Genomic DNA, 22,788 nt, shown 5'->3' on the forward strand with positions numbered 1-22,788 from the left:
AAGAAAAGAAACGATAAGGAGATTTCCGTATGAATAAACCACTTATTTTCGCTCACCGTGGCGTAAAAGGAACACATCCAGAAAATACGATGATTGCCTTCCAAGAAGCTGAACGTATTGGGGCCCATGGAATTGAACTTGATGTCCACCTATCAAAAGATGGTGAACTTGTCGTAATTCACGATGAAACGGTAGATCGCACAACAAATGGCATAGGACTTGTTTCTGAAAAAACGGTAGCGGAATTACAAGCTTTAGATGCTGGTAGCTATAAAGATCCTTCTTTTCATGAAGCAAAAATTCCGACGTTACGAGAAGTATTTATTTGGTTATCTACAACAAGCTTACAACTCAATATTGAATTAAAAACAGACGTAATTCACTATCCAAATATTGAAGAAAAGGCTGTTGCTCTCGTTCGAGAATATCATCTATCTAATCAAATTGTATTCTCTTCATTTAATCATGACTCTGTTTCATTATTAGCAGAAATAGCTCCTGAAATCCCAAGAGCAATTTTATATGATACACCACTTGCTGATCCTATCGCTGAAGCAAAAACTAGAGAAGCAACTGGTTTACATCCAAACTTTCAACTACTAACAAAGGAATTTGTTCAACTAGCGCAAAAACAAGGTTACGTTTTCCGCCCTTATACAATTAACGAATACAAAGATTTACAAACTATGATTGATTATGGTGTAGACGTCATTATTACCGATTGGCCAACACGTGCCTTTGAGCTCCTTTCTTAATTGAAGGAGCTTTTTGTTTTCGAAATTTCATTGTTTAAAATAACCGAAAACCCTCAATACTAATACAATAATGTTTGTATGAATGAGGGGCTGAAAAAGATGGATCAAACTATGAATCCGAAACTTAAAAAATATAAACGTCTTTTCTTCACCGTAATGTTTTCTTCTGTTCTTTTTTTCGTTTTTTCCTTTTTTGTTATTATTATAGTTGCAAAAATTATGGGACCTCCCCCTGTTGCTGTCCCGCAAACAAGTGTCTTTTACGCTAATGATGACACTGTTATAGGACAAAGTAATGAAATGCAAAAACGCTACAATGTATCTCTCAATGAAATTTCTCCTTATGTAAAAGAGGCGACACTATCTATCGAAGATCAACGATTCTACAAACATCACGGCTTTGATATGAAGCGTATCGCTGGTGCCATTGTTGCCGATTTAAAAGCGATGGCAAAAGTCCAAGGTGCTAGTACGATTACACAACAATACGCTCGTAATCTGTATTTAGATCATGATAAAACGTGGAAACGTAAACTATTAGAAGCAATGTACACAATCCGCCTTGAAGTGAACTATAATAAAAATCATATTTTAGAAGGATATTTAAATACAATTTATTACGGGCATGGTGCTTACGGAATCGAAGCTGCGTCTCGTCTATATTTCGATAAAACAGCAAAAGAATTAACATTAGCGGAGGCTAGTATGCTCGCAGGTATCCCGAAAGGACCTAGTGTCTACTCTCCCTTTTTAAAAGAGGATCGTGCTAAAGGACGACAATCTCTCATATTAGATGAAATGGTAGAGCAAGGTTATATTACGAAGAAACAAGCAGCTTCAGCGAAAAAGGAGCCACTAACCTTCGCCTCATTAGATACGAAAAAAGTAGCAGAAGTTGCACCTTATTTCCAAGATGCTGTACAAGCTTCTCTTCTTCGTGATATCGGATTAGATGAGCAAGCCTTACAAAAAGGTGGCTTGCGTATTTATACAACGCTAGACCCGAAATTACAATCGGTTGCAGAGCAAGCTGTAAAAGATCACATACCTGATACAACAAACATACAAACTGCTCTCGTCTCTATGAATCCAAAAACAGGTGAAGTAGCTGCCCTTGTTGGTGGAACCGATTATAATAAAAGTCAATTTAACAGAGCTACACAAGCCGCTCGCCAGCCTGGATCTACGTTTAAGCCATTCCTATACTATGCGGCATTAGAACGTGGATTTACGCCTGCTACACGCTTAAAAAGCGAATACACTGTATTCACTTTAGGTGACGGTGTTTCAAAGTATAAACCGAAAAACTATAAGGATTATTATGCAGACGATTTTGTAACAATGGCGCAAGCTCTTGCAGTCTCTGATAACGTATATGCCGTGAAAACCAATTTATTTTTAGGCGAAGACATTCTTACAAAAACAGCGAAGCAATTCGGAATTAAAAGTGCATTAAAGGATGTCCCTTCTCTTGCTCTCGGTACATCTCCTGTAAAACCAATTGAAATGGTTAACGCTTATAGCATGTTCGCAAACGGTGGAAAAGAAATAAAACCTATTTTCATTCGCCGCATTATGGATCATGAAGGAAATGTATTATACGATGCTCATTTGGAAAGCAAACAAATTCTCGATAAGAGTAAAGCGTTTGTGATGGAAGAAATGATGACGGGTATGTTTAATAAAAAACTAAGCAGTTATGCTGCTGTAACTGGTCAATCGATGTTATCTAAACTATCAAGAACCTATGCCGGAAAATCTGGTTCTACTGAAACAGATAGTTGGATGATTGGGTTTACCCCGCAAATTGTAACCGGTGTATGGGTTGGGTATGATCAGCCTAAATCGATTTCAAATGTAGCAGAACAAGGATATGCGAAAAGAATATGGACCGATACGATGGAGAAAGGCTTAGATGGACAACCTAAAAAAGAGTTTAAACAACCAAGTGACGTCGTTGCAGTCGATATTAACCCTGAAAACGGGAAAATCGCTACAAAAAATTGTCCAATTTCAGTGAAAATGTATTTTGCAAAAGGCACAGAACCAACTGAATATTGTATGGATCATGTCGACGATAAAGAGGAATTTGAAAAAACAACTGAAGAAAAGAAAAAGACTGGTTGGTGGAAAAAATATCTCCCGTGGTAAGAAAGCTATCGTCATTCTTTGTCGGGAAATGGATACTCCTTTTCGAATCGTTGATATATTTTCCTATCCCATGGTCCCGATCTCCCAAAACAAAAAGGATGTCACCTAGTCAACAATCGACTAGTGAGACATCCTTTTCTTTTATTCACTTAATAATGCACGGCGCAATTCTTCACTAGACTCGTTCCAAATTGCTTCATTATGTTCTTTCAAGAACGTACCAAGTACTTTTTTAGATGATTCATCCATATGGTCAACCATAATGTGACGCTTCATTGATTTATCCATTTTGTTTACGTGCTCTGGAAGTGATTTATATCCACGGCGAATTTCACGGTCTACTGTCATTTCACAAGCTGTTACACCTGCGTAATAAGCACCTGTTGCAGTTCTTTCAATCGTCACCCAAACAAGCCAAAATGGTTTACCGTTTGGAACTTCATCTTTATTTGTTAAAAACTTAATCCCTTTTTCTACTGTACTACGCGCATGCATCGCACCGATATCAACGAATGCTGTTTTCTCTAGTACATCGACAAATACAGGCGAAATGTTTTCTAGACTTAATGCCCCAACGCCAAAACCACCATGTCCATCTGTTGAATCATTTTTCACGATATTAAAACCGATTTTTTTCTTTTTCTCTGTCATATGTAAACTCCTCCTCACTTAATGATTATAAAAGGCCAAAAATAGGCGCAATGATACTGTCTAAAAATACAAATACATATGGAATGACAACATTGAAAATAGGTTGAATTGTATAATTGCTAAGCGGTGTAATAACAAGAATTAATAACGCTATTGCTCCATACTTTTCATACTGTGTCATTTTCGCACGAATATTTGTTGGTGCTAGATCTTCCACAACTCGATACCCATCAAGTGGCGGAATTGGTAATAAGTTAAATACAAGTAATACGATATTAAGCATAATAAAAATTCGGAAGAATTGAGCCAACGTATCTGCTACTGCAAATGGAATTGAGTCTAACACACCAAATGTTAATAGGCTATACCAAATAATTAAACCAATTGCACTTAAAATTAAGTTACTAATCGGTCCTGCAATAGAAACTAATATCCCTGCAAGACGTGGCTTTTTAAAGTTGTACGGGTTAACAGGCACTGGTCTTGCCCAACCGAATCCAAGAATTAATACAGCAATCATCCCGATAGGGTCTAAGTGAGCCATCGGTGATAACGTTAAACGCCCTTGTTTTTTTGCTGTATCGTCTCCAAATTTATATGCAACATATGCATGCGCAAATTCATGAACTGATAACGCAATAATAATGGCCATTGCTACCAACGGAATTTGGTGCAACGGATATCTAAATAACTGATCCATGATTCATCTCCTCTTCAATATGTCAAAAAAGAAAATATTTGTTTTTTCGATTGTTCTTCCCCATAATCCGCTATAATAAGAGTGTAACTTACATAAAAGGAGCGATTATATATGCCATACGTAACAGTGAAAATGCTAGAAGGACGCACAGAGGAACAAAAGAAAGCTCTTGCTGAGAAAGTAACAGCAGCAGTAAGCGAAACAACTGGTGCTCCTGAAGAAAACATCGTTGTTTTCATCGAAGAAATGTCTAAAAACCATTATGCAGTTGGCGGAAAACGCTTAAGCGACAAATAATTTCAAGTTCTTTCATAAGAAGCAGCTAAGAGCTGCTTCTTATTTTTTACCTTCTAGTAACTCGATGATTCTCTCTTTATATTTTCCTTTTCTTCCATCTTCATAGATTAGATCATGCGGATAGAATAATTTTTGATCCCTTCTCTTCTTACCAGTAATTGCTTCAACAATATCCGATTCACGTGAAAGCTCTCTAAGTTCTCCATTTGGCATAAGAAGTAAGATCGGCAGACGCTCTTCTTCTTCACCAGCACGGTAAAAGTCGTACGGTAAATCTGATGTTGAATCAACTACTAAATAGTATTCTGGATCAAGTCCAATCTTTTTAAATAAGCTACTTAATTCCATCCAATTATCTAAACCGTGCTTATCTGTAAACTCTACATATTTAAATAGGTTTCGATTCATAAAGCGGCGGCATAAATCACTTAATATTGGATCCTCTTCGTCTTGCCATACTTGGAAGTAATAATACATAACGTTCTCGTCTAACTTCAAATAATCCTCTACTGTTACTTCTTCTTCAAATAAAGAATAGAAATGAACCGGATGATTTTTAAATGTATAATACTTCTCATGCAATGATTTTGCACGGTGTAAAATCTTCGTTAAAATAACTTCAGCACTGCGCGTTACCGGATGGAAATATACTTGCCAATACATTTGGTAACGACTCATAATATAATGCTCAACAGCATGCATACCACTATTTTTAATAACTACTTGATTCCCATACGGACGCATGACACGCAGTATACGTTCCATATCAAAGTTTCCATACTTTACGCCTGTGAAATACGCATCTCTTAATAAGTAGTCCATACGATCTGCATCAATTTGACTGGAAATCATGCTAATCGCTAATTTATTCGTAGATGTTTTTGCGATTACATCAGCTACCTTTTGCGGAAAATCCTTATCCACACGGCTTAATATACGATTAATTTCCGTATCTCCAACGATAATTTTTTGCGTAAATTTCTCATGATCTAATGAAAATACTTTTTCAAACGAGTGAGAAAATGGGCCGTGACCGACATCATGAAGTAATGACGCACATAAACATAACAATCTATCTTCAGCATTCCAGTTCGGTCTGCCATCAAACACATCATCAATCATACGACGAATAATTTCATATACACCTAACGAATGAGTAAAGCGACTATGCTCTGCACCGTGAAATGTAAAAAATGTCGTTCCAAGCTGCTTAATACGGCGCAAGCGTTGAAATTCTTTCGTTCCGATTAAATCCCAAATAACACGATCGCGTACGTGCACATATTTATGTACCGGGTCTTTAAACACTTTTGTTTCGCTGAGTTTGTCGTTTAAATATACCACCTTCCGACATCCCCCTTTCTTTACTGCATTCTTACTATATATTATAAACGAAATAGGAAACAGAAAGAAATGAAAGACTATATTAATTGCCCTTATATAAAGAAAAAATCACTTTTACCAGAGTAAAAGTGATTTTTTCTTTATATATTATTTCCCTAAAACGAACTCAGAAACTTCATCTAAGATCATTTCTTTACCTAGTGGGAAGTAACCTTTGTTTAAGTCTTCGTTTTTAATTGTAAACACGTGGTTGTTTTTAACAGCATTCATATTTTTCCAAATTGATTCTTCTTGGAATTCTTTTAGGCGCTGAGAACCGTCACCAGTCGTAAATACGAATAAGTAATCTGGATTGTAATCGATTAAAGCTTCTTTTTGTACTTGTACTAACGGTTTATCAGTTGGTGTACCTTTAACTGCTGGTAATTTTAAATCATTAAAGATTACGCTACCGTAACCGTAGTCACCGTATACACGGAAAGCATTCGGATATGCAGCCATTTTCATGAATTTAGCATCGCCAGTTTTCGCAACGATTTTGTCATGTATTTTGCTTGCTTTTTCGTCATACTGTTTGAACCATTCTTTTGTTTCTTTCTCTTTACCGAAGATTTGACCTACTTCTTCGAATTTTGGACGCCATTGGTCTAATGGAGTTTTTAACATAACTGTTGGTGCAATTTTAGACAATTGATCATAAATCTTCTCTTGACGATTGTTTACAAGAATTAAATCTGGTTTTGCAGCAGCTACCGCTTCGATGTTAATTTTATCGCCCCAAGCAGAACCAACTGGTTTTACGCCTTTTAATTTCTTTTCAATATGTGCATCAATTTTTTCTTGAGATGTATTAGCAGTAATAATTGGTTTCATACCAAAAATTAATAATTCTTCTGTTGAACCACTAAGGTCAGCAATTTTCTTTGGATTTGCAGGGATTTTAATTTCCCCTTTTGCGTGTTGTACAGTGCGCTCTTCAGTCTTCGCATCCTTCGCATCTGCTTTCTTCTCTTCTTTGTTAGAACAAGCTGCAAATAGTACAGAAGTAACGACTAGTACCATTGCTAATAACGCCATTTTAAAATTCTTCATGTTCCCACTCCTTCTAGCTGTATTTCTCTTATAAGTTACAGTGAACTATAAGAAACAAGATTAACAATTAATCAATATATATTTATTAATTGTTGTTTATGTCCCGTTCTAACGGGTGTTCAACTTCCTATTTACTAATAAGAAGCTCAACGTCCATTAGAAGCCCCCCTCTTTACGAGGGGGATTCTACTTATGCTTTTTGACGCAATTGATTACTAATCATCGCTAAATCATATGTTAAACAAATTGGCTTACAGTTTACTGGACATGGAACAATTTGAGCTTCGATCTCAAATACACTGCGAAGTGTTTCACTTGTCATTACTTCATCTGGCGTTCCTTGTTTCATTAACTTACCTGCTTTTAGTGCAATCATATGATCTGAGAAACGAGAAGCATGGTTTAAGTCATGGATAACCATAACAATCGTTCTACCTTCTTCTTCATTTAACTTTTTCAATAAGTTTAATACTTCTAATTGATGAGCCATATCTAAGTACGTTGTCGGTTCATCTAATACGAGTAATTCTGTCCCTTGTGCAAGAGCCATCGCAATCCATACGCGTTGGCGTTGCCCACCTGATAATGCCTCTGCTGGACGATTTGCGAATTCTGTCATTCCCGTCACTTCAAGTGCCCAATGAATGTAGCGATAATCCTCTTCTTTCAACGTTCCAAATCCTTTTTGATGAGGAAAGCGTCCATATGAAACGAGTTCAAACACAGTAAGGCCAGTTGGCACTTCTGCAGTCTGTGGTAAAATCGCCATTTTCTTTGCGATTTCTTTCGTTGGCTGTTTCTCAATTGCTTTTCCATCAAGATAAACAGTACCTTTTTTTGCCTTCAAAATACGAGAAGCCGTTTTTAATAATGTGGACTTTCCACAACCATTTGGTCCGATAATTGTTGTAATTTTCCCTTCCGGAATTTCAACTGTTAATCCATCAATAATTAATCCTTCATTATAGCCAACAGATACCGCATCAACTGCTAAAGTTGCCATACAAAAAGCCTCCCTTTATTTTGTCCTCATAAGTAAGTATATGAAATACGGTGCACCAATTACGGAAATAACAAGACCGACCGGTATTTCTGAAGTTGGTAACACACTTCTTGAAATTACGTCTGCGAATAAAAGTAAAAACGTTCCTATTAGTGCAGCTGTAGGCAGCATAATTTGATGCTTACCACCAACGAGGCGCCTTGCTAAATGTGGAGCCATTAAACCGATAAAACCAATTCCTCCGGCAACAGCGACAGATGCACCTGCTAAACAAACTGCAATAAATAATAATTTACGTCTTTCTTTTTCTACGTTTACACCAAGACCCACTGCTGTAGAGTCGCCTAGGTTCATTACATTTAATATGTGCGCCTTACTAATAGCAAGTGGCAAGAATATAACCATCCATGGAAGTACACTTAGCACGAATTTCCAATCTGTACCCCACAGACTTCCCGCTAACCAAATCGTAGCAAAACGGAAATCATTAGATGTCATCTTCATAGAAAAAATTAAACTAACAGCACCAAATCCGGCTGCAACGGCGATACCAACAAGTATCAATCGAGTAGATGAAACGCCGTCTTTCCATGCTAGTAAATAAATAATAACCGCTGCTAATATCGCTCCAACTAACGCGAAAAATGGAAGGATAAATACAGATAAAAATGTACCAGTCCCAACTTTCCCGAAGAAAAAGTAGACGAATATAACAACTGTTAATCCCGCTCCAGCGTTAATACCGATAATACCTGGATCAGCAAGTGGATTTCGTGATAATCCTTGCAAAATCGCACCTGACATTGCTAAAGCAGATCCAACTAATATAGCAATAACCATACGTGGCATACGGAATTCAAATAAAATAACAGACTGATCTTCAGCACCAAGTCCAACCAATGACTTTAATACGTCCATTGGCGGTATTTTAAATGTCCCTGTATTTAAACTTATTAAAAATACAACAACGATTAATCCTACTAAAATCGTTAGAACAGAAACGTTCTTTTTTGTTAAGACACTTGTCCTCACATTTTCCCTCTCCCTTCGTTACGTGCTAAGTAGAGGAAGAATGGAACCCCAATTAGCGCTGTAATTGCTCCAATTGGCGTTTCAAACGGCGGGTTAATAACGCGAGATAACATATCTGCACATTCAATTAACAGCCCACCTAAGACCGCAGAACATGGAATAACCCATCTATAGTCTGAGCCTACAAGGAAACGAGTCATATGTGGGATTACAAGACCAACAAATCCAACCGATCCTGCCATAGAAACCGCAGAACCTGTTAACACAAGAACAAGTACTGTTCCGATAAATTTAATTAATGTCGTATTTTGACCAAGTCCAATCGCAATTTCTTCACCGAAGCTCAAAATTGTAATATACCTGGACATCATAATTGCAATAAAGAGACAAACTAGGCCAATCGGTACTAACATATTAATACTTTCCCATTTCACTCCAGCAACTCCACCTGCATTCCACATACTCACCTCTTGGGCAAGATTGAAATACAGCGCAATTCCAGATGAAATGGCCCCTAATAAAGCACTAATTGCTGCACCTGCTAAAGCTAATTTCACAGGTGTTAATCCACCTGGTGAAGAAGACCCAATTCCATATACAATGCTCGCACCAAAAGCAGCTCCAATAAAAGATGCGATAACGAACATTAAATAAGGTGAATTAGGGAAGAATGCATACATAATTGCAATTCCGAATACAGCGCCATCTGTAATCCCCATTAAAGACGGTGATGCCAGTGGGTTTCTCGTCATACCTTGCATAATTGCTCCTGATACCGCTAAAAAAGCACCTGCAACTACGCCCCCTATTGCTCTAGGCATGCGAAGTTCCTGAATTACATTATGATGCGTAATAGAACCGTCAAACTGAAACACAGCTTGCCATACAGTCTTTAAATTAATATCTGCAGCACCAAACGAAATAGACAATGCCATGCTTAAAGCTAACAAAACTGTACCTACTACTAAAATAATAGAAGCTATGAGCGGTCTACTCTTAATCTCTTTAACATTCACATCTTGCTGTTCTATACTCCTTGCGCTCACTTCCATCCCTCAACCATCCTAACCAACAACATATATTTAATTTAATGAAATGAAATTTATTCTCAAATAGTAATAAAAAAATTAGGTGAATTGTTCTTCCCTTGATAATGATTCTCAGAATCAGACACCTTCTATTCTACCTATCGTTTCCAAAGACTGTCAACTATTATTTTGAAATACAAATTCATATAGGTCGAGCTCCCAATAAATAGATAACGCCCATCTGTCATTAACTATTATCGTCACCAATTAAGCTTCCACAGAATAAATCCTTCCTCTTATGGGCATAAAAAAAGAAGAGGAATCTGTTCACTCTTCTTTTTCTTACTTATTTAACTTTACTTCAATCTTTGTAATTAATTCATCTTCTGTTGGAGCCGCAACTGGACGATTATTTACAAATGCGAATGATTTTTTACGACCAGGGCCACAGTAAGACTGACATCCAACTTCAATTGTCGCACATGAATCTACTTTTTTTAACTTCGGAATCAACGTTTTAACGTTCGTTGCTTGACAATCATCACACACACGAAATTCGTTTCCCATTATATAACACTTCCTCTATTTTAAACTTTTCTCAAGTACATTTAAAAATAAACACTAAATGGTATTTTACCGCTCTTTGAAGCTCGTTGCAAGTTTCCTTGCGACGCTCTTTCTTCATATAATGCTACATATTTATCCCTCTATTTGCGGGCAGTAAGACTCCTACCCTAGAATTCGGTGAATGAGAGAGAGTTAGGTGGGGGATAACTGCCCGTAAATGCCCGATTGGTAAAGGTTAATAATCAGCGGGGATGGAAAGAAAAACCCACTGATTAAAGTTTCACTTTATATGCTCTCCTACAGAAGCTCTCATCATTCATAGCAAAATTTTCACCTTGCATCGAAATCTACCATATTTTTAAAAGCTTTGTATAAAAGCTCATTTTTTTGCCCATTATAAAAATAGGAAGTTCATAAAAAGAAAGGGAGTTGAATCTATGAAAGTAAGACAAGATGCTTGGACGGATGAGGACGATTTATTACTTGCTGAAACTGTACTTCGTCACGTTCGAGAAGGAAGTACTCAATTAAATGCGTTTGAAGAAGTAGGAGATCAATTAAATCGTACATCGGCTGCCTGTGGTTTCCGCTGGAATGCTGTTGTTCGCTATAGTTATGAACAAGCTCTTCAACTAGCAAAAAAACATCGTAAAGATAAAATGCGTGCTGCAAGCGGTGAACAAGCGAAGAAACGTTTACTTTATACACCACCAGCTTCAGATTCGATAACTGATTATGAAGAATTCGTACAAGAGGAATCAATCGTACAATATAAAGAAGCTATTCCATATCAAGAAGCTACTATTCCTGCTGCAAGAAGCTCTATGACAATGCAAGATGTTATCTATTTTTTACAAACAGTCGGATCTTCAAATATAAAAGTGACAGCTCTTGAAAACGAGAATACGAGATTGAAACAAGAAATTAAAGCACAAATCCTTCGGAATGAAGAACTAGAAAAGAAACTAGAAAAGTTAGAAAAACAATCTCATACCGTACAAGAAGATTACGAAACACTTATGAACATTATGAACCGAGCTCGTAAGTTGGCAGTCATGGATGACGAAGAACGTTCTCAAACATCTTTCCGAATGGATCGAAACGGTAATTTAGAAAAAATTGCAGAATAAAAAGGATGCATTACATGCATCCTTTTTATTATTTCATCGTTAAACTTTCCCTTTATATATGAGAAAACCCGTTTCTACATTTTTTGTTATAATAGAGATTGTCATTTTAAAGATAAGGGGTTAGTTATATGAGCAATTCCCGTTCCATTTTATCTCAGCCAGAGTGGCGTATTGTAGATCAGTCTAGTTTGGGACCAACATTCCATGCATTGCAGTCATTCGCAATGGATGACACATTATGCACAAGTATCGGAAATGGTCAATCAGCTGCAACAATGCGTTCTTGGGTTCATCACAATACAATTGTTCTTGGCATTCAAGATTCACGCCTACCACACTTAGAGGAAGGTATTTCCTTTTTAAAGGAAAACAACTTCAATGTTATCGTTCGTAATTCCGGTGGACTTGCAGTTGTACTTGATGAAGGTGTTTTAAACGTATCACTTTTATTCCAAGAGACGGAAAAAGGTATCGATATTGATCTTGGATACGATACAATGTGGCATTTAATTAAAGAAATGTTAAAAGATTACGATGTCACAATCGAGGCAAAAGAAATTGTTGGTTCTTACTGTCCTGGTAGCTATGACTTAAGTATTCGCGATCAAAAATTCGCTGGCATTTCACAGCGCCGTATTCGCGGTGGTGTCGCTGTCCAAATTTATCTCTGTGCTACAGGAAGTGGCTCTGAACGTGCCGCACTCGTTCGTGACTTCTACAACCTAGCCATTCAAGGAGAAGAAACACGCTTTACGTATCCTGAGATTGTACCGAGTACGATGGCCTCACTCTCAGAATTACTTGGCGAAACCATTACAGTACAAGATTTAATGATGCGCCTTTTAAAAACACTGCAGCAATTCGCTCCAAAGTTAACACCATCTCAATTAACAATAGATGAAATACCTTTATATGAGACGAATTTACAACGTATTATTGATCGTAACAATAAAGCACTTGGCTTAGAAAAATAAAGACCGTCGCTATTATAGCGACGGTCTTTATTTCAATTCATTATAGAATTAAAGTGCTTGAGCTGCTGTAATTAAAGCTAACTTGTACACTTCTTCTTCGTTACATCCACGTGATAGGTCATTTACAGGCATGTTTAAACCTTGTAAGATTGGTCCTACTGCTTCGAAGTTACCTAAACGTTGAGCGATTTTGTAACCGATATTACCAGCTTCTAAGCTTGGGAATACGAATACGTTAGCATCACCTTTAATTGTAGAACCTGGAGCTTTTTTCTCAGCTACAGATGGTACGAATGCAGCATCGAATTGGAATTCTCCATCTAAAGTTAATTCTGGAGCCATTTCTTTTGCAATGCGAGTTGCTTCTACAACTTTTTCTGTTTCTGGAGATTTCGCAGAACCTTTTGTAGAGAAGCTTAACATAGCAACGCGTGGGTCAATACCGAATAATTCAGCAGTTTTCGCACTCTCGATACCAATTTCAGCTAAATCTTGGCTGTTTGGTGCAATGTTAATTGCACAATCAGCGAATACATATTTCTCTTCTTCACGTACCATGATGAATACGCCAGAAGTTTTTGTAACGCCTGGTTTTGTTTTAATGATTTGAAGTGCTGGACGAACTGTATCAGCTGTAGAGTGAGCTGCACCACTTACTAAACCTTGTGCTTTGCCCATGTATACAAGCATTGTACCGAAGTAGTTTTCGTCTTTAAGGATTTTGCGAGCGTCTTCTTCAGTTGCTTTACCTTTACGGCGTTCAACAAAAGATGCTACCATTGCATCCATTTCTTCGTATGTAGCTGGATCATAAATATCAACGCCTGCTAATGTTAAATTCATGCTAGCAGCTTTTGCGCTAATTTCTTCTTTATTACCAACTAAAATTGGTTTTACTAACTCTTCTTTTGCTAAACGCTCTGCAGCGCCTAAAATTCTTTCATCAGTTCCTTCAGGAAGTACGATAGAAATGCCTTTTCCTTGAACTTTTTCTTTTACTGTTGTAAATAAGTTGCTCACGAATAAACCCTCCTACATATGTTAAAAAAACTCTATCTTTAAGAATACTGCTTTTCCTCTATATTTTAAACTTATAGCTCCCAAAAAATAGATAAAATGAAAATGATTATATTTTCATAAAATTCAGCATAGAAATAAAGTCCCTTTAATCCTTATCTTCTCCTATTTTCAAGTAAATTAAAATGTGACAATTTTATGTGCCAAGGTTTTATATAGATGCTTTTAAAACTATATATGCTATAGTTAACGTGTAAAACTATCATTAACTGAGGTGAATAGAATGAGTGAAGCAACAACAACGTTAGATGGCTGGTATTGTTTACATGATTTACGTTCTATTGATTGGGCTGCATGGAAAACATTATCTAGCGACGAACGCGGACAAGCTGTGTCTGAATTTTTAAATGTCGTTGAAAAATGGAACGAAGTAGCTACTGCAAAAAAAGGCAGTCATGCAATGTATACAGTTGTTGGCCAAAAAGCTGATATTATGCTTATGATTTTACGTCCAACAATGGAAGAGTTAAATGAAATTGAGACAGAATTGAATAAAACAACATTAGCTGAATATATGGTTCCTGCATACTCTTACGTATCTGTTGTTGAACTAAGCAACTATCTTCCAGCTGATGAAGATCCATACCAAAACCCACAAATCTTAGCTCGCTTATATCCAGACCTACCAAAAGCAAATCATATTTGCTTCTATCCAATGGACAAGCGTCGCCAAGGTGATGACAACTGGTACATGCTTCCTATGGAAGAACGTAAAAAAATGATGTACAGTCATAGTAAAATCGGTCGCCAGTACGCAGGTAAAGTACGCCAAGTCATTTCAGGATCAGTCGGATTCGACGATTTCGAGTGGGGCGTAACATTATTCGCTGATGATGTTCTTCAATTTAAGAAACTTATATATGAAATGCGCTTCGATGAAGTAAGTGCTCGTTATGGTGAATTCGGAACATTTTTCGTTGGAAACATTTTACCAGACGAAAAGGTAGAGAAATTTCTACACATATAAAGTGAAACTCTAATCATCCCTCACCAATCGGGCTTTTACGGGCAGTTGATATCCCTCCTAACTCCTTTGCTTTCGCTGAATTTCGAGGTAGAAATCTTACTGCCCAGTAAATAACGGGATAAATCGTAAAAAAGGAACGAAATTCGTTCCTTTTTTTATTATCTTCTATACTTCTCTTCAAAAAACTTCTTTTCTCTGCAAATTTGAACAAAAATCGACAAATTCTTTTCAAATTTCTAGTAAAATTGTAACCTTTTCATATCCAAATTTATGCTAAAATGGTACGAGCTACATGCTAATAACGATGCGAAGGTGATAATCTATATGAAGAAAATCTTGTCTATTTTACTAGCGCTTTTATTGTCAATTTCTTCCTTAGGAGTAACAACATCCCATGCGGAAGAAAAAATACATATAGAGGCGGCAGCTGCACTTCTATTTGATGCAGATACAGGAAAAATACTGCATGAACAAAATCCAGATGAATTACTAGCTATTGCTAGTATGTCAAAATTAATTGTTGTTTATGCTGTATTAGAAGCAATTAAAGAGGGAAAAATCACTTGGGATACAAAGGTAAACATTTCTGATTACGCTTATGAAGTTTCACGTAATAATGAATTCTCTAATGTTCCGTTTGAAAAGGGACGTCAATATACTGTAAGAGAATTATATCATTCTATCGTTATCTTCTCTGCAAACGGATCTAGTATTGCCTTAGCAGAACTACTTGCAGGAAGTGAAAAAAACTTCTTAAATCTTGCAAATGAACATGCAAAAAAACTAGGGTTAAAGAAATATAAATTTGTAAACGCTACTGGGTTAAATAACGCTGACTTAAAAGGAAAACATCCTGAGGGTACTGATTCAAATGCAGAAAACTCTATGTCAGCTCGCGATATGGGTATTCTTTCAAAAACAATGATTACAAAGTATCCAGAAATGCTAGAGGATACAAAACAAAGATTTAGAAACTTCCCGGACAATCATCCGAAACCAATTCGTATGGAAAACTGGAACTGGATGTTACCGGGTGCCGCTTTCTCTTATGAAGGAACAGATGGTTTAAAAACAGGAAGTTCTGATACAGCTGGATACGGATTTACTATTACTGCTAAACGTGGTGATGTACGTCTTATTTCAGTTATTATTAAAACAAAATCAATGGACGAGCGCTTCACAGAATCTCGTGAATTAATTGAATACGGGTTTAATAACTTCGAAAAACAAAAGCTAAAAGTGAATAAAAACAATACAATTTCTGTAGTAAAAGGAAAAGAAGATCAAGTAACTGTTGCACCGGAAAAAGAAATAACAGTAATTGCGAAAAAAGGTAGCAAAGATCCTTATAAAATTGGGACTGAAGTAGATAAATCTCTTGCTGAAGATGGACATTTAGTTGCTCCTATTAAGAAAGATGCCAAAGTAGGCTCCATTACTTTAGAATCAACTGATAAATATGGTTTCTTAGACGGTAGTAAAAGTATGAAAGTTACTGCAAAAACGACAGAAGAAGTTGAAAAAGCAAATTGGTTTGTGTTAACAATGCGCTCTGTTGGAGATTTTTTCTCAAACTTATGGTCTAAAGTATTTTAATGATGAAAAGCTGGCTCACGCTAGCTTTTTTTTATTTTCCTTTCTCAATGTAAAACTTCGTTTGGTTGTCATATCTGAGTCCTTTTTCTCATACGTATGAACTAGTAATTGTTCCACACTTCATCTAGAAATAAACCTCTTTCCAAAGGGTATTCCAAAAAGAGAGGTGACACATAATGGGTGTTATTGCGCATACAGAAGAAGACGTAAAGTTGTTAGCTAGACTCATGCGCGCCGAAGCTGAAGGAGAAGGACAACAAGGCATGCTAATGGTTGGAAATGTCGGTGTAAATCGTGTCCTCGGAAATTGTTTAGATTTTAAAAAAGTACGGAACTTACGTCAGATGGTTTATCAAAATCCTGGTGGTTTTGAGGCTACCCAAAAGGGATATTTTTATCAACGAGCACGAGAACAAGACATTGCCTTAGCAAGGCGGACTATTCAAGGACAACGTTTTTGGCCTGCAAATTTCGCTTTATGGTTTTTCAGACCTGAAGGTCCTTGCCCACCAACTTGGTATGACCAGCAAAACTCTGGACGATTTAAAAAACATTGCTTCTTCCAGCCATCTGCTGGAGACTGTCCAAGCGTATATTAAGGAATGAAAATGAGGAGGGATTTTTGAATGGCACAGCAACAGAATCCATACTATGGAACAGGTTTTTATCAACCATCTGGAACTTATGTACAACCGCAACAAATGACTGCACAACAACAGCAACAGCAGCAAGCGATGCAACAACAAGTTGCTCAGGCTCAATTGGCAGTTTCTCAAGGTATGTTACCATTAGAACAGTCTTATATTGAAAATATTCTTCGCTTGAACAAGGGCAAACAAGCTACGGTTGTAATGACTTATGAGCGCGGTAGCTCACTCGGTACACAATCGTATACAGGTATTATCGAAGCTGCTGGTCGTGATCATATTGTAATTAGTGAGCCACAATCCGGGAAACGTTATTTACTATTGATGATTTACTTAGATTATGTAGAATTCCCAGAAGAAATTATGTATTTACCTAGTCAACAAGCAACTTATGCTCCAAGACCATAAAAAAAGCTGGCATATGCCAGCTTTTGTTTTTATAACCCTTTTACAACTGCAGTTCCGACTAAGATCCACGCCACGATAAACGCTACACCACCAAGAGGTGTAATTGGTCCAAAGAACTTAATGCCTGTTGTGCTTAACGCATACAGACTACCTGAGAACATAATAATCCCAGCTACCATAAGCCAACCAGCAGTAGTTAAAAGTGATGATTGAATCTTATCCATTAATAAAGCAACTACGAATAGCCCACCTGCATGGAACATTTGATATGTAACGCCAGTTTTCCAAACTTCTAACATTTTTGCAGAAATTTTATTTTCTAAACCGTGTGCTCCAAATGCCCCTAACGCAACAGATAGCCCTGCTGCAATACAACCTAGTAAAAAGAAAATTTTCATTTTAATTCCCCTTTTTTATTTTTATCATAAGCAATTTTCACATATAATCCAAACGATTTAATTCTTAAAAATCAAATAACGAATTACCATTTGCGCCTTCTTCTTTTATATACACAGGTTCTCCAGAAACCGGCATAACTGGTTGAACAGTTGTTATAGGCTGCGTTCCAATTACTTGCGATTGAATTTGCGGCTCTCTATAAGTAGAAGATTCAACCTGTTCATCTAATAGTAAATCACATAAAGCACGCACAACTAATAAATGATCTTTTGATTTTTGTCCTTCACTACTTTTTGCCTTTGCAATTTCATTCGCCATTTTATTTAAAATCTTATCGCTCGATATTTGCATTCCTTATCACCTCGTACTTTGTAGTTCTTTCTCAAATTGCCCCAGCTTCTCTACTGAACCAAATACTATTATCATATCATGTTCTTGCAATTTTTCCTGCCCCGTCGGATTATGTATAACATTCCCATTTCTCAAAATCGCTAAAATTGTTACATCAAATTGATTTCTCACATCACTCTCTAGTAAAGATTTACTAGCTAAAATAGAGCCTTTTCCGACTGCAATTTCTTCAATTACAAATGACTGATCCACGCCATACAGTACTGTATCAATATAATGAACTGTTAGCGGATTCGCAATACCTTTTGCAATATGAATTCCTGCCATACTAGATGGATTAATCACCTTATTTGCACCCGCACGCCTTAATTTGTCTTCGGTTTCTGGTTTTTCCGCTCTTGCCACAATTTTAATTGCATCGTTTAATCCTCTTGCGGTTAATGTAATAAATACATTTTCAGCGTCATTGGCTACGATAGCAACTAGACCGGCTGCCTTTGAAATTCCAGCATGATGTAACACTTGGTCTTCCGTTGCATCCCCATGTACATACAAAAGTTTTTCCTTCTCCAATATACTTTCATCTTTATCCACGACGACAAATGGAATTTTCTTTTCTTGCAATTCATGTACAACTTGAAGTCCCACTCTACCGCAACCACATACGATAATATGATTTTGTAACTGTGCTATTTGTTTATCCATCTTCTTCCTCCGTACTGCATGAAATAAATTCCCTTCAATAATCATAGCTGCCACTACACCAATCGCATACGTAACAATACCAACGCCAACCGGTATTATAAGAAGCGCAAATACTTTCCCTGCATGTGTTACAGGAACGGCATCTCCGTATCCAACAGTTAATACGGTAATCATCGTCATCCAAAATGCTTGAAACAAACTAATCTCTTCAATTGTCATAAATCCTAACGTTCCTAGAATTACAACAAAGGTCATACATATAACTGCTATCCATAATTGCTTACGTGCATTCATATCGTGTTTCAACTCTTTTCTCTATCTACAATCTTTGCCAGTGGAAATGAAATACATATATACTAGATATGGAATCTATGAAAGAGGTTGATATAATGAAAACATTTCTTTCCGCCTTACAATGGGCGCTATTTATTTTAGCTGGGAGCCTTATTGTACCAATTAGCGTCGCAACTAGTTATGGCCTCGATGGAGCTGAAGCTATTGCATTCGTACAAAGAACATTATTTGTTCTTGGCTTTGCTGGTCTACTGCAAGCTATATTTGGACATAAACTTCCTATTCAAGAAGGTCCTGCAGGCCTTTGGTGGGGGATTTTCTCCCTTTATGCAAGTTTAGGTGTCGTATTATTTGGATCAAGTAATGAAACACTTAAAGTCCTTCAATACGCCTTCCTATTAAGTGGTATTATTTGTATTATTCTTAGTGTTTTAGGACTTATTGATAAGCTCGTTCGCTATTTTACACCGACAGTTATTGGAACTTATTTATTTCTTCTTGTCGCACAACTTAGCGGTTCCTTCTTAAAGGGAATGTTCGGCCTTGACGGACAACATACAGAAGTACAAGCCGACGTATTTATTCTTTCACTCATTGTTATTTTACTATCCTTTTTCATTATGAAGCTACCTATTATTGGACAATATTCCGTTCTTTTCAGTATTGTATGCGGCTGGATATTATTTGCATGCTTCGGATTATCTAATCCAGTAACGCCTGTGACAGATATAATCCGTTTTCCATCCCTATTTGTTTTCGGAATGCCTCGCATTGAATGGAACATGGCAATTACGGTAGTTTTCGTTACACTATTACTTCTAACAAATATGTTAGCAAGCATTCGCGTTGTGCAAAAGATCGTCTCTAAGTATGAAGAAGATGCTGCACCAGATCGTTTCAAACAAGCTGGCATTATAACAGGAATCAATCAATTACTAGGCGGTCTATTCTCAGCTATTGGACCTGTCGCCATTTCTGGATCAGCAGGGTTTATTGCAACGACTAATATTTATAAGCGACTCCCATTTATGTTAGGATCAAGCTTTATTATTGTCGTTAGTATATTCCCAAAGATCACTTCATTCTTTGCAGCAATCCCGGTTGCAGTTGGTTATGCTGCTATCTATCCTGTATTTGCAAGTATGATTGGTCTAGCCTTCCGTGAATACGACACAGTACAAAATAAAGAACAATTATTTAAGGTAGCGGGTCTTTCCATCTTTACTGGAGTCGGAGTTATGTTCGTTCCAGCTGGAGCATTTTCTACGCTCCCACCATTTCTAGCATCATTTTTAAGTAACGGTCTCGTTCTTGGATCTGTCATGGCAATTTTGCTCGAAATACTATTTTCTCGTTCTACAGAAAAACAACTATCGTAAATTGGAAAACTTCCATTATTGCACTCTACCTTTAGAGTTGTTACGATAAATTATCATGGGCAATACGCTCATGATAATTTATCTACTTCTTCCTGAAGAAGTTCGATGTCTTACTATTATTCCTTAATATCTTCATGAACATGTATTTCTATTTAAATAAAGAAGGGAATTTTCAATATGACTTATAAAATGATTGTTTTAGATTTAGATGATACTTTATTACGTGACGACCATACCATTTCACCTCGTACGAAAGAGGCTCTAATGACTGCGCAAGAGCAAGGAGTAAAGGTGGTACTTGCTTCTGGACGTCCAACGTTTGGTATGCGCAATGTAGCGAAAGAACTTCGTTTAGAAGAATACGGCAGTTTTATTCTATCTTTTAATGGTGCAAAAATTATTAACTGTAAAACAAACGAAGAAATCTTTAGTAGTACGCTATCTCCTGAAATCGTTCACAACCTATTTGAAATTAGTAAAACTGAAGATGTATGGATTCATACTTATATGGGCGATGATATCGTAACGGAAGAAAATAATCCTTATACTGAAATTGAGGGCGATATTACTGGTATGCCAATTGTTGTAGTAGATGACTTTAAAGCCGCAGTTAAAGAGCCGGTAGTAAAAGTATTAATGAATAAAGAGGCTGAACGCCTTGTTGAAGTTGAAAAGAAACTACAAAAACAACTAGAAGGCCAATTAAGCGTGATGCGTTCGAAACCATTCTTCTTAGAATTTACAGAAGCCGGTGTTACAAAAGGAACGAGCTTAAACAAACTGATCCAAAAGCTTGGCATTAAGCGTGAAGAAGTTATCGCAATGGGCGATAGCTATAACGACCAAGCAATGATTGAATTTGCTGGTCTTGGCGTTGCAATGGGCAATGCACCTGATGATATTAAAGAAATTGCAAACTACGTAACAGATACAAATATGAACGATGGTGTTGCAAAAGTTGTAGAGAAATTCGTTTTAAAAACGGATGTACTTGTTTAATATTTTCATTCACAAAACCTATTTGAAGTCAAATACTTCAAATAGGTTTTTATTTAAATTCTCATGCTTTTGTGACTATATTTTGAACTTTGCACTATTCTCGTAGTGTAAACTTTCTTTTTGTATATAATGAAACAAAATAGACTATTTTATTTTGAAAAAGAATACAAATTTACTATATACAAGCATACGTTAAAGGAGGCTACTTTATGTTATCTACACCAATCGGACGATTAAGAGCAATTGGACTAGTTGAGGGTATTTCTTTCCTATTACTATTATTTGTAGCAATGCCATTGAAATATTTCGCAGGATTTGCAACAGCTGTTAAAATTACAGGCATGGCTCATGGTGTTCTATTTATTCTATTCATCTTTGCAGTAATTCAAGTAACAATCGTACACCGTAAATCAATTTTATGGGCACTTGGAGCATTCGTTTCATCAGTTATCCCATTTGGTACTTTTGTACTAGATGCAAAATTAAAGAACGAGCAACAATGATAATAAAAAAGGTAGTTAACGACTGTTAACTACCTTTTTTATTTATAAATTTGGAATTTCCCAATCAATTTCTCTTTCGCCCATATTAGCTAAAATCGTATTTACTTTAGAATATGGCTTACTACCAAAGAAACCACGTCTTGCCGATAATGGGCTTGGATGTACAGATTCGATAATATGATGATTCGAATTCGTAATTAACTTCTTCTTCGCCTGCGCATGGCGCCCCCACAATATGAAAATAACTGGCTTTTCACGTTCGTTCAACAGTTCAATCACACGATCTGTGAAATGCTCCCACCCTTTTCCCTTATGCGAATTTGCTTCGCCTTGACGAACTGTTAATACGGTATTTAGTAGTAATACTCCTTGTTCCGCCCATTTTACTAAATAACCGTTATTCGGGATTTCATAACCATATTCATCTCGAAGTTCTTTATACATATTTAACAATGATGGTGGTGTTTTAACACCAGGTTGTACAGAAAAGCTTAAACCATGCGCTTGATTCGGTCCATGATATGGATCTTGTCCTAAAATAACAACCTTTGTATTTTCATAACTTGTATACTGAAGAGCGTTAAAGATATCTTCTACCTTCGGATAAACAACATGCGTGCTGTATTCTTCTGTCAAAAAACTGGATAGAGTACGATAATACTCTTTCTCGAATTCTTGTGCCAATCGTGGCTCCCAATCATTCTTTAAAACATTTTCCATACTGTCACTTCCTATCTAA

General features: G+C 36.7%; 25 protein-coding genes. 12 read left to right on the forward strand and 13 right to left on the reverse strand.

The genetic code is table 11. The features are described from left to right. Positions 1–29 precede the first annotated feature (29 nt). Positions 30–755, forward strand: coding sequence for a glycerophosphodiester phosphodiesterase (locus tag ATN06_RS27230; protein ID WP_060632994.1), 726 nt, complete (start codon positions 30–32; stop codon positions 753–755). Between the two features lie 99 nt (positions 756–854). Next, entirely contained in the window at positions 855–2,906 is a 2,052-nt protein-coding gene (locus ATN06_RS27235) for a transglycosylase domain-containing protein (RefSeq protein ID WP_060632995.1), read from the forward strand. Between the two features lie 141 nt (positions 2,907–3,047). Here ATN06_RS27235 and ATN06_RS27240 read toward each other — a convergent pair whose 3' ends face one another. Both ATN06_RS27240 and ATN06_RS27245 read right to left on the reverse strand, forming a co-directional pair. Beyond that, positions 3,048–3,557 (reverse strand): YwhD family protein, encoded by a 510-nt coding sequence (locus ATN06_RS27240; protein ID WP_000136683.1) that lies wholly within the window; start codon positions 3,555–3,557, stop codon positions 3,048–3,050. 25 nt (positions 3,558–3,582) lie between these two features. Continuing rightward, positions 3,583–4,257 carry a site-2 protease family protein gene (locus ATN06_RS27245; protein WP_060632996.1) on the reverse strand — a complete coding sequence of 225 codons (675 nt, stop codon included), beginning with the start codon at positions 4,255–4,257 and terminating at the stop codon, positions 3,583–3,585. A gap of 111 nt (positions 4,258–4,368) precedes the next feature. On the opposite strand from ATN06_RS27245, the gene ATN06_RS27250 reads away from it, so the two are divergent. Continuing rightward, entirely contained in the window at positions 4,369–4,554 is a 186-nt protein-coding gene (locus tag ATN06_RS27250) for a 2-hydroxymuconate tautomerase (RefSeq protein WP_001147171.1), read from the forward strand. 39 nt (positions 4,555–4,593) lie between these two features. Here ATN06_RS27250 and ATN06_RS27255 read toward each other — a convergent pair whose 3' ends face one another. The 6 genes from ATN06_RS27255 to ATN06_RS27280 all read right to left on the reverse strand — a co-directional run bounded on the left by ATN06_RS27255 (position 4,594) and on the right by ATN06_RS27280 (position 10,620). After that, the gene (locus ATN06_RS27255; RefSeq protein WP_000262747.1) at positions 4,594–5,898 is read right to left on the reverse strand and encodes an HD domain-containing protein; all 1,305 of its coding nucleotides are present in this window, start codon (positions 5,896–5,898) and stop codon (positions 4,594–4,596) included. Between the two features lie 147 nt (positions 5,899–6,045). Beyond that, positions 6,046–6,990 carry an ABC transporter substrate-binding protein gene (locus ATN06_RS27260; protein WP_060632997.1) on the reverse strand — a complete coding sequence of 315 codons (945 nt, stop codon included), beginning with the start codon at positions 6,988–6,990 and terminating at the stop codon, positions 6,046–6,048. Between the two features lie 190 nt (positions 6,991–7,180). Further along, the gene (locus tag ATN06_RS27265) at positions 7,181–7,993 is read right to left on the reverse strand and encodes an ABC transporter ATP-binding protein (RefSeq protein WP_060632998.1); all 813 of its coding nucleotides are present in this window, start codon (positions 7,991–7,993) and stop codon (positions 7,181–7,183) included. A gap of 15 nt (positions 7,994–8,008) precedes the next feature. Further along, complete coding sequence (locus ATN06_RS27270; protein ID WP_060632999.1) at positions 8,009–9,025, reverse strand: FecCD family ABC transporter permease; 1,017 nt, start codon at positions 9,023–9,025, stop codon at positions 8,009–8,011. After that, a complete protein-coding gene (locus ATN06_RS27275; protein WP_060633000.1) occupies positions 9,022–10,077 on the reverse strand; it encodes a FecCD family ABC transporter permease in 1,056 nt (351 codons plus the stop codon). Before ATN06_RS27275 ends, ATN06_RS27270 begins: the two co-directional genes overlap by 4 nt. A 318-nt stretch (positions 10,078–10,395) precedes the next feature. Then, positions 10,396–10,620: a YuzB family protein gene (locus tag ATN06_RS27280; RefSeq protein WP_000526076.1), complete on the reverse strand. Its 225-nt coding sequence runs from the start codon at positions 10,618–10,620 to the stop codon at positions 10,396–10,398. A gap of 437 nt (positions 10,621–11,057) precedes the next feature. Between ATN06_RS27280 and ATN06_RS27285 the strand changes: the two genes are divergently transcribed. Both ATN06_RS27285 and ATN06_RS27290 read left to right on the forward strand, forming a co-directional pair. After that, positions 11,058–11,750, forward strand: a complete 693-nt coding sequence (locus tag ATN06_RS27285; RefSeq protein WP_060633001.1) for an RsfA family transcriptional regulator — start codon at positions 11,058–11,060, stop codon at positions 11,748–11,750. Between the two features lie 128 nt (positions 11,751–11,878). Then, the gene (locus ATN06_RS27290) at positions 11,879–12,724 is read left to right on the forward strand and encodes an octanoyl-[GcvH]:protein N-octanoyltransferase (RefSeq protein WP_060633002.1); all 846 of its coding nucleotides are present in this window, start codon (positions 11,879–11,881) and stop codon (positions 12,722–12,724) included. Positions 12,725–12,772: 48 nt separating this feature from the next. Here ATN06_RS27290 and pta read toward each other — a convergent pair whose 3' ends face one another. Next, on the reverse strand, positions 12,773–13,744 hold the full coding sequence (pta, locus tag ATN06_RS27295; protein WP_000067219.1) for a phosphate acetyltransferase: 972 nt from the start codon (positions 13,742–13,744) through the stop codon (positions 12,773–12,775). 280 nt (positions 13,745–14,024) lie between these two features. Between pta and hemQ the strand changes: the two genes are divergently transcribed. From hemQ to gerQ, 4 genes are all read left to right on the forward strand, one after another. After that, positions 14,025–14,768 (forward strand): hydrogen peroxide-dependent heme synthase, encoded by a 744-nt coding sequence (hemQ, locus tag ATN06_RS27300; protein ID WP_060633003.1) that lies wholly within the window; start codon positions 14,025–14,027, stop codon positions 14,766–14,768. 324 nt (positions 14,769–15,092) lie between these two features. Further along, positions 15,093–16,364: a serine hydrolase gene (locus ATN06_RS27305; RefSeq protein WP_060633004.1), complete on the forward strand. Its 1,272-nt coding sequence runs from the start codon at positions 15,093–15,095 to the stop codon at positions 16,362–16,364. A 176-nt stretch (positions 16,365–16,540) separates the two neighbouring features. Beyond that, positions 16,541–16,963: a cell wall hydrolase CwlJ gene (cwlJ, locus tag ATN06_RS27310; protein ID WP_060633005.1), complete on the forward strand. Its 423-nt coding sequence runs from the start codon at positions 16,541–16,543 to the stop codon at positions 16,961–16,963. A gap of 27 nt (positions 16,964–16,990) precedes the next feature. Further along, positions 16,991–17,419: a spore coat protein GerQ gene (gene gerQ / locus ATN06_RS27315; RefSeq protein ID WP_060633006.1), complete on the forward strand. Its 429-nt coding sequence runs from the start codon at positions 16,991–16,993 to the stop codon at positions 17,417–17,419. A 29-nt stretch (positions 17,420–17,448) separates the two neighbouring features. On the opposite strand, the gene ATN06_RS27320 is transcribed toward gerQ, so the two are convergent. The 3 genes from ATN06_RS27320 to ATN06_RS27330 all read right to left on the reverse strand — a co-directional run bounded on the left by ATN06_RS27320 (position 17,449) and on the right by ATN06_RS27330 (position 19,168). After that, entirely contained in the window at positions 17,449–17,817 is a 369-nt protein-coding gene (locus tag ATN06_RS27320; RefSeq protein ID WP_000688311.1) for a DUF423 domain-containing protein, read from the reverse strand. Between the two features lie 64 nt (positions 17,818–17,881). Then, a complete protein-coding gene (locus tag ATN06_RS27325) occupies positions 17,882–18,169 on the reverse strand; it encodes a YwdI family protein (RefSeq protein ID WP_060633007.1) in 288 nt (95 codons plus the stop codon). A 6-nt stretch (positions 18,170–18,175) separates the two neighbouring features. Further along, positions 18,176–19,168 carry a potassium channel family protein gene (locus ATN06_RS27330; protein WP_060633008.1) on the reverse strand — a complete coding sequence of 331 codons (993 nt, stop codon included), beginning with the start codon at positions 19,166–19,168 and terminating at the stop codon, positions 18,176–18,178. Positions 19,169–19,263: 95 nt separating this feature from the next. On the opposite strand from ATN06_RS27330, the gene ATN06_RS27335 reads away from it, so the two are divergent. The 3 genes from ATN06_RS27335 to ATN06_RS27345 all read left to right on the forward strand — a co-directional run bounded on the left by ATN06_RS27335 (position 19,264) and on the right by ATN06_RS27345 (position 22,049). Further along, positions 19,264–20,547 carry a purine/pyrimidine permease gene (locus ATN06_RS27335; RefSeq protein ID WP_060633009.1) on the forward strand — a complete coding sequence of 428 codons (1,284 nt, stop codon included), beginning with the start codon at positions 19,264–19,266 and terminating at the stop codon, positions 20,545–20,547. Between the two features lie 177 nt (positions 20,548–20,724). Beyond that, positions 20,725–21,546 carry a Cof-type HAD-IIB family hydrolase gene (locus ATN06_RS27340; protein ID WP_000221382.1) on the forward strand — a complete coding sequence of 274 codons (822 nt, stop codon included), beginning with the start codon at positions 20,725–20,727 and terminating at the stop codon, positions 21,544–21,546. A 209-nt stretch (positions 21,547–21,755) separates the two neighbouring features. Then, positions 21,756–22,049, forward strand: a complete 294-nt coding sequence (locus ATN06_RS27345) for a DUF3817 domain-containing protein (protein ID WP_000953396.1) — start codon at positions 21,756–21,758, stop codon at positions 22,047–22,049. Between the two features lie 42 nt (positions 22,050–22,091). Here the strand turns inward: ATN06_RS27345 and ATN06_RS27350 are convergent, their stop codons facing one another. Then, positions 22,092–22,769 carry a uracil-DNA glycosylase gene (locus ATN06_RS27350; protein WP_060633010.1) on the reverse strand — a complete coding sequence of 226 codons (678 nt, stop codon included), beginning with the start codon at positions 22,767–22,769 and terminating at the stop codon, positions 22,092–22,094. Between the last annotated feature and the right edge of the window lie 19 nt (positions 22,770–22,788).

The sequence above is a fragment of the Bacillus thuringiensis genome (assembly GCF_001455345.1).
Taxonomy (GTDB): domain Bacteria; phylum Bacillota; class Bacilli; order Bacillales; family Bacillaceae_G; genus Bacillus_A; species Bacillus_A thuringiensis_N.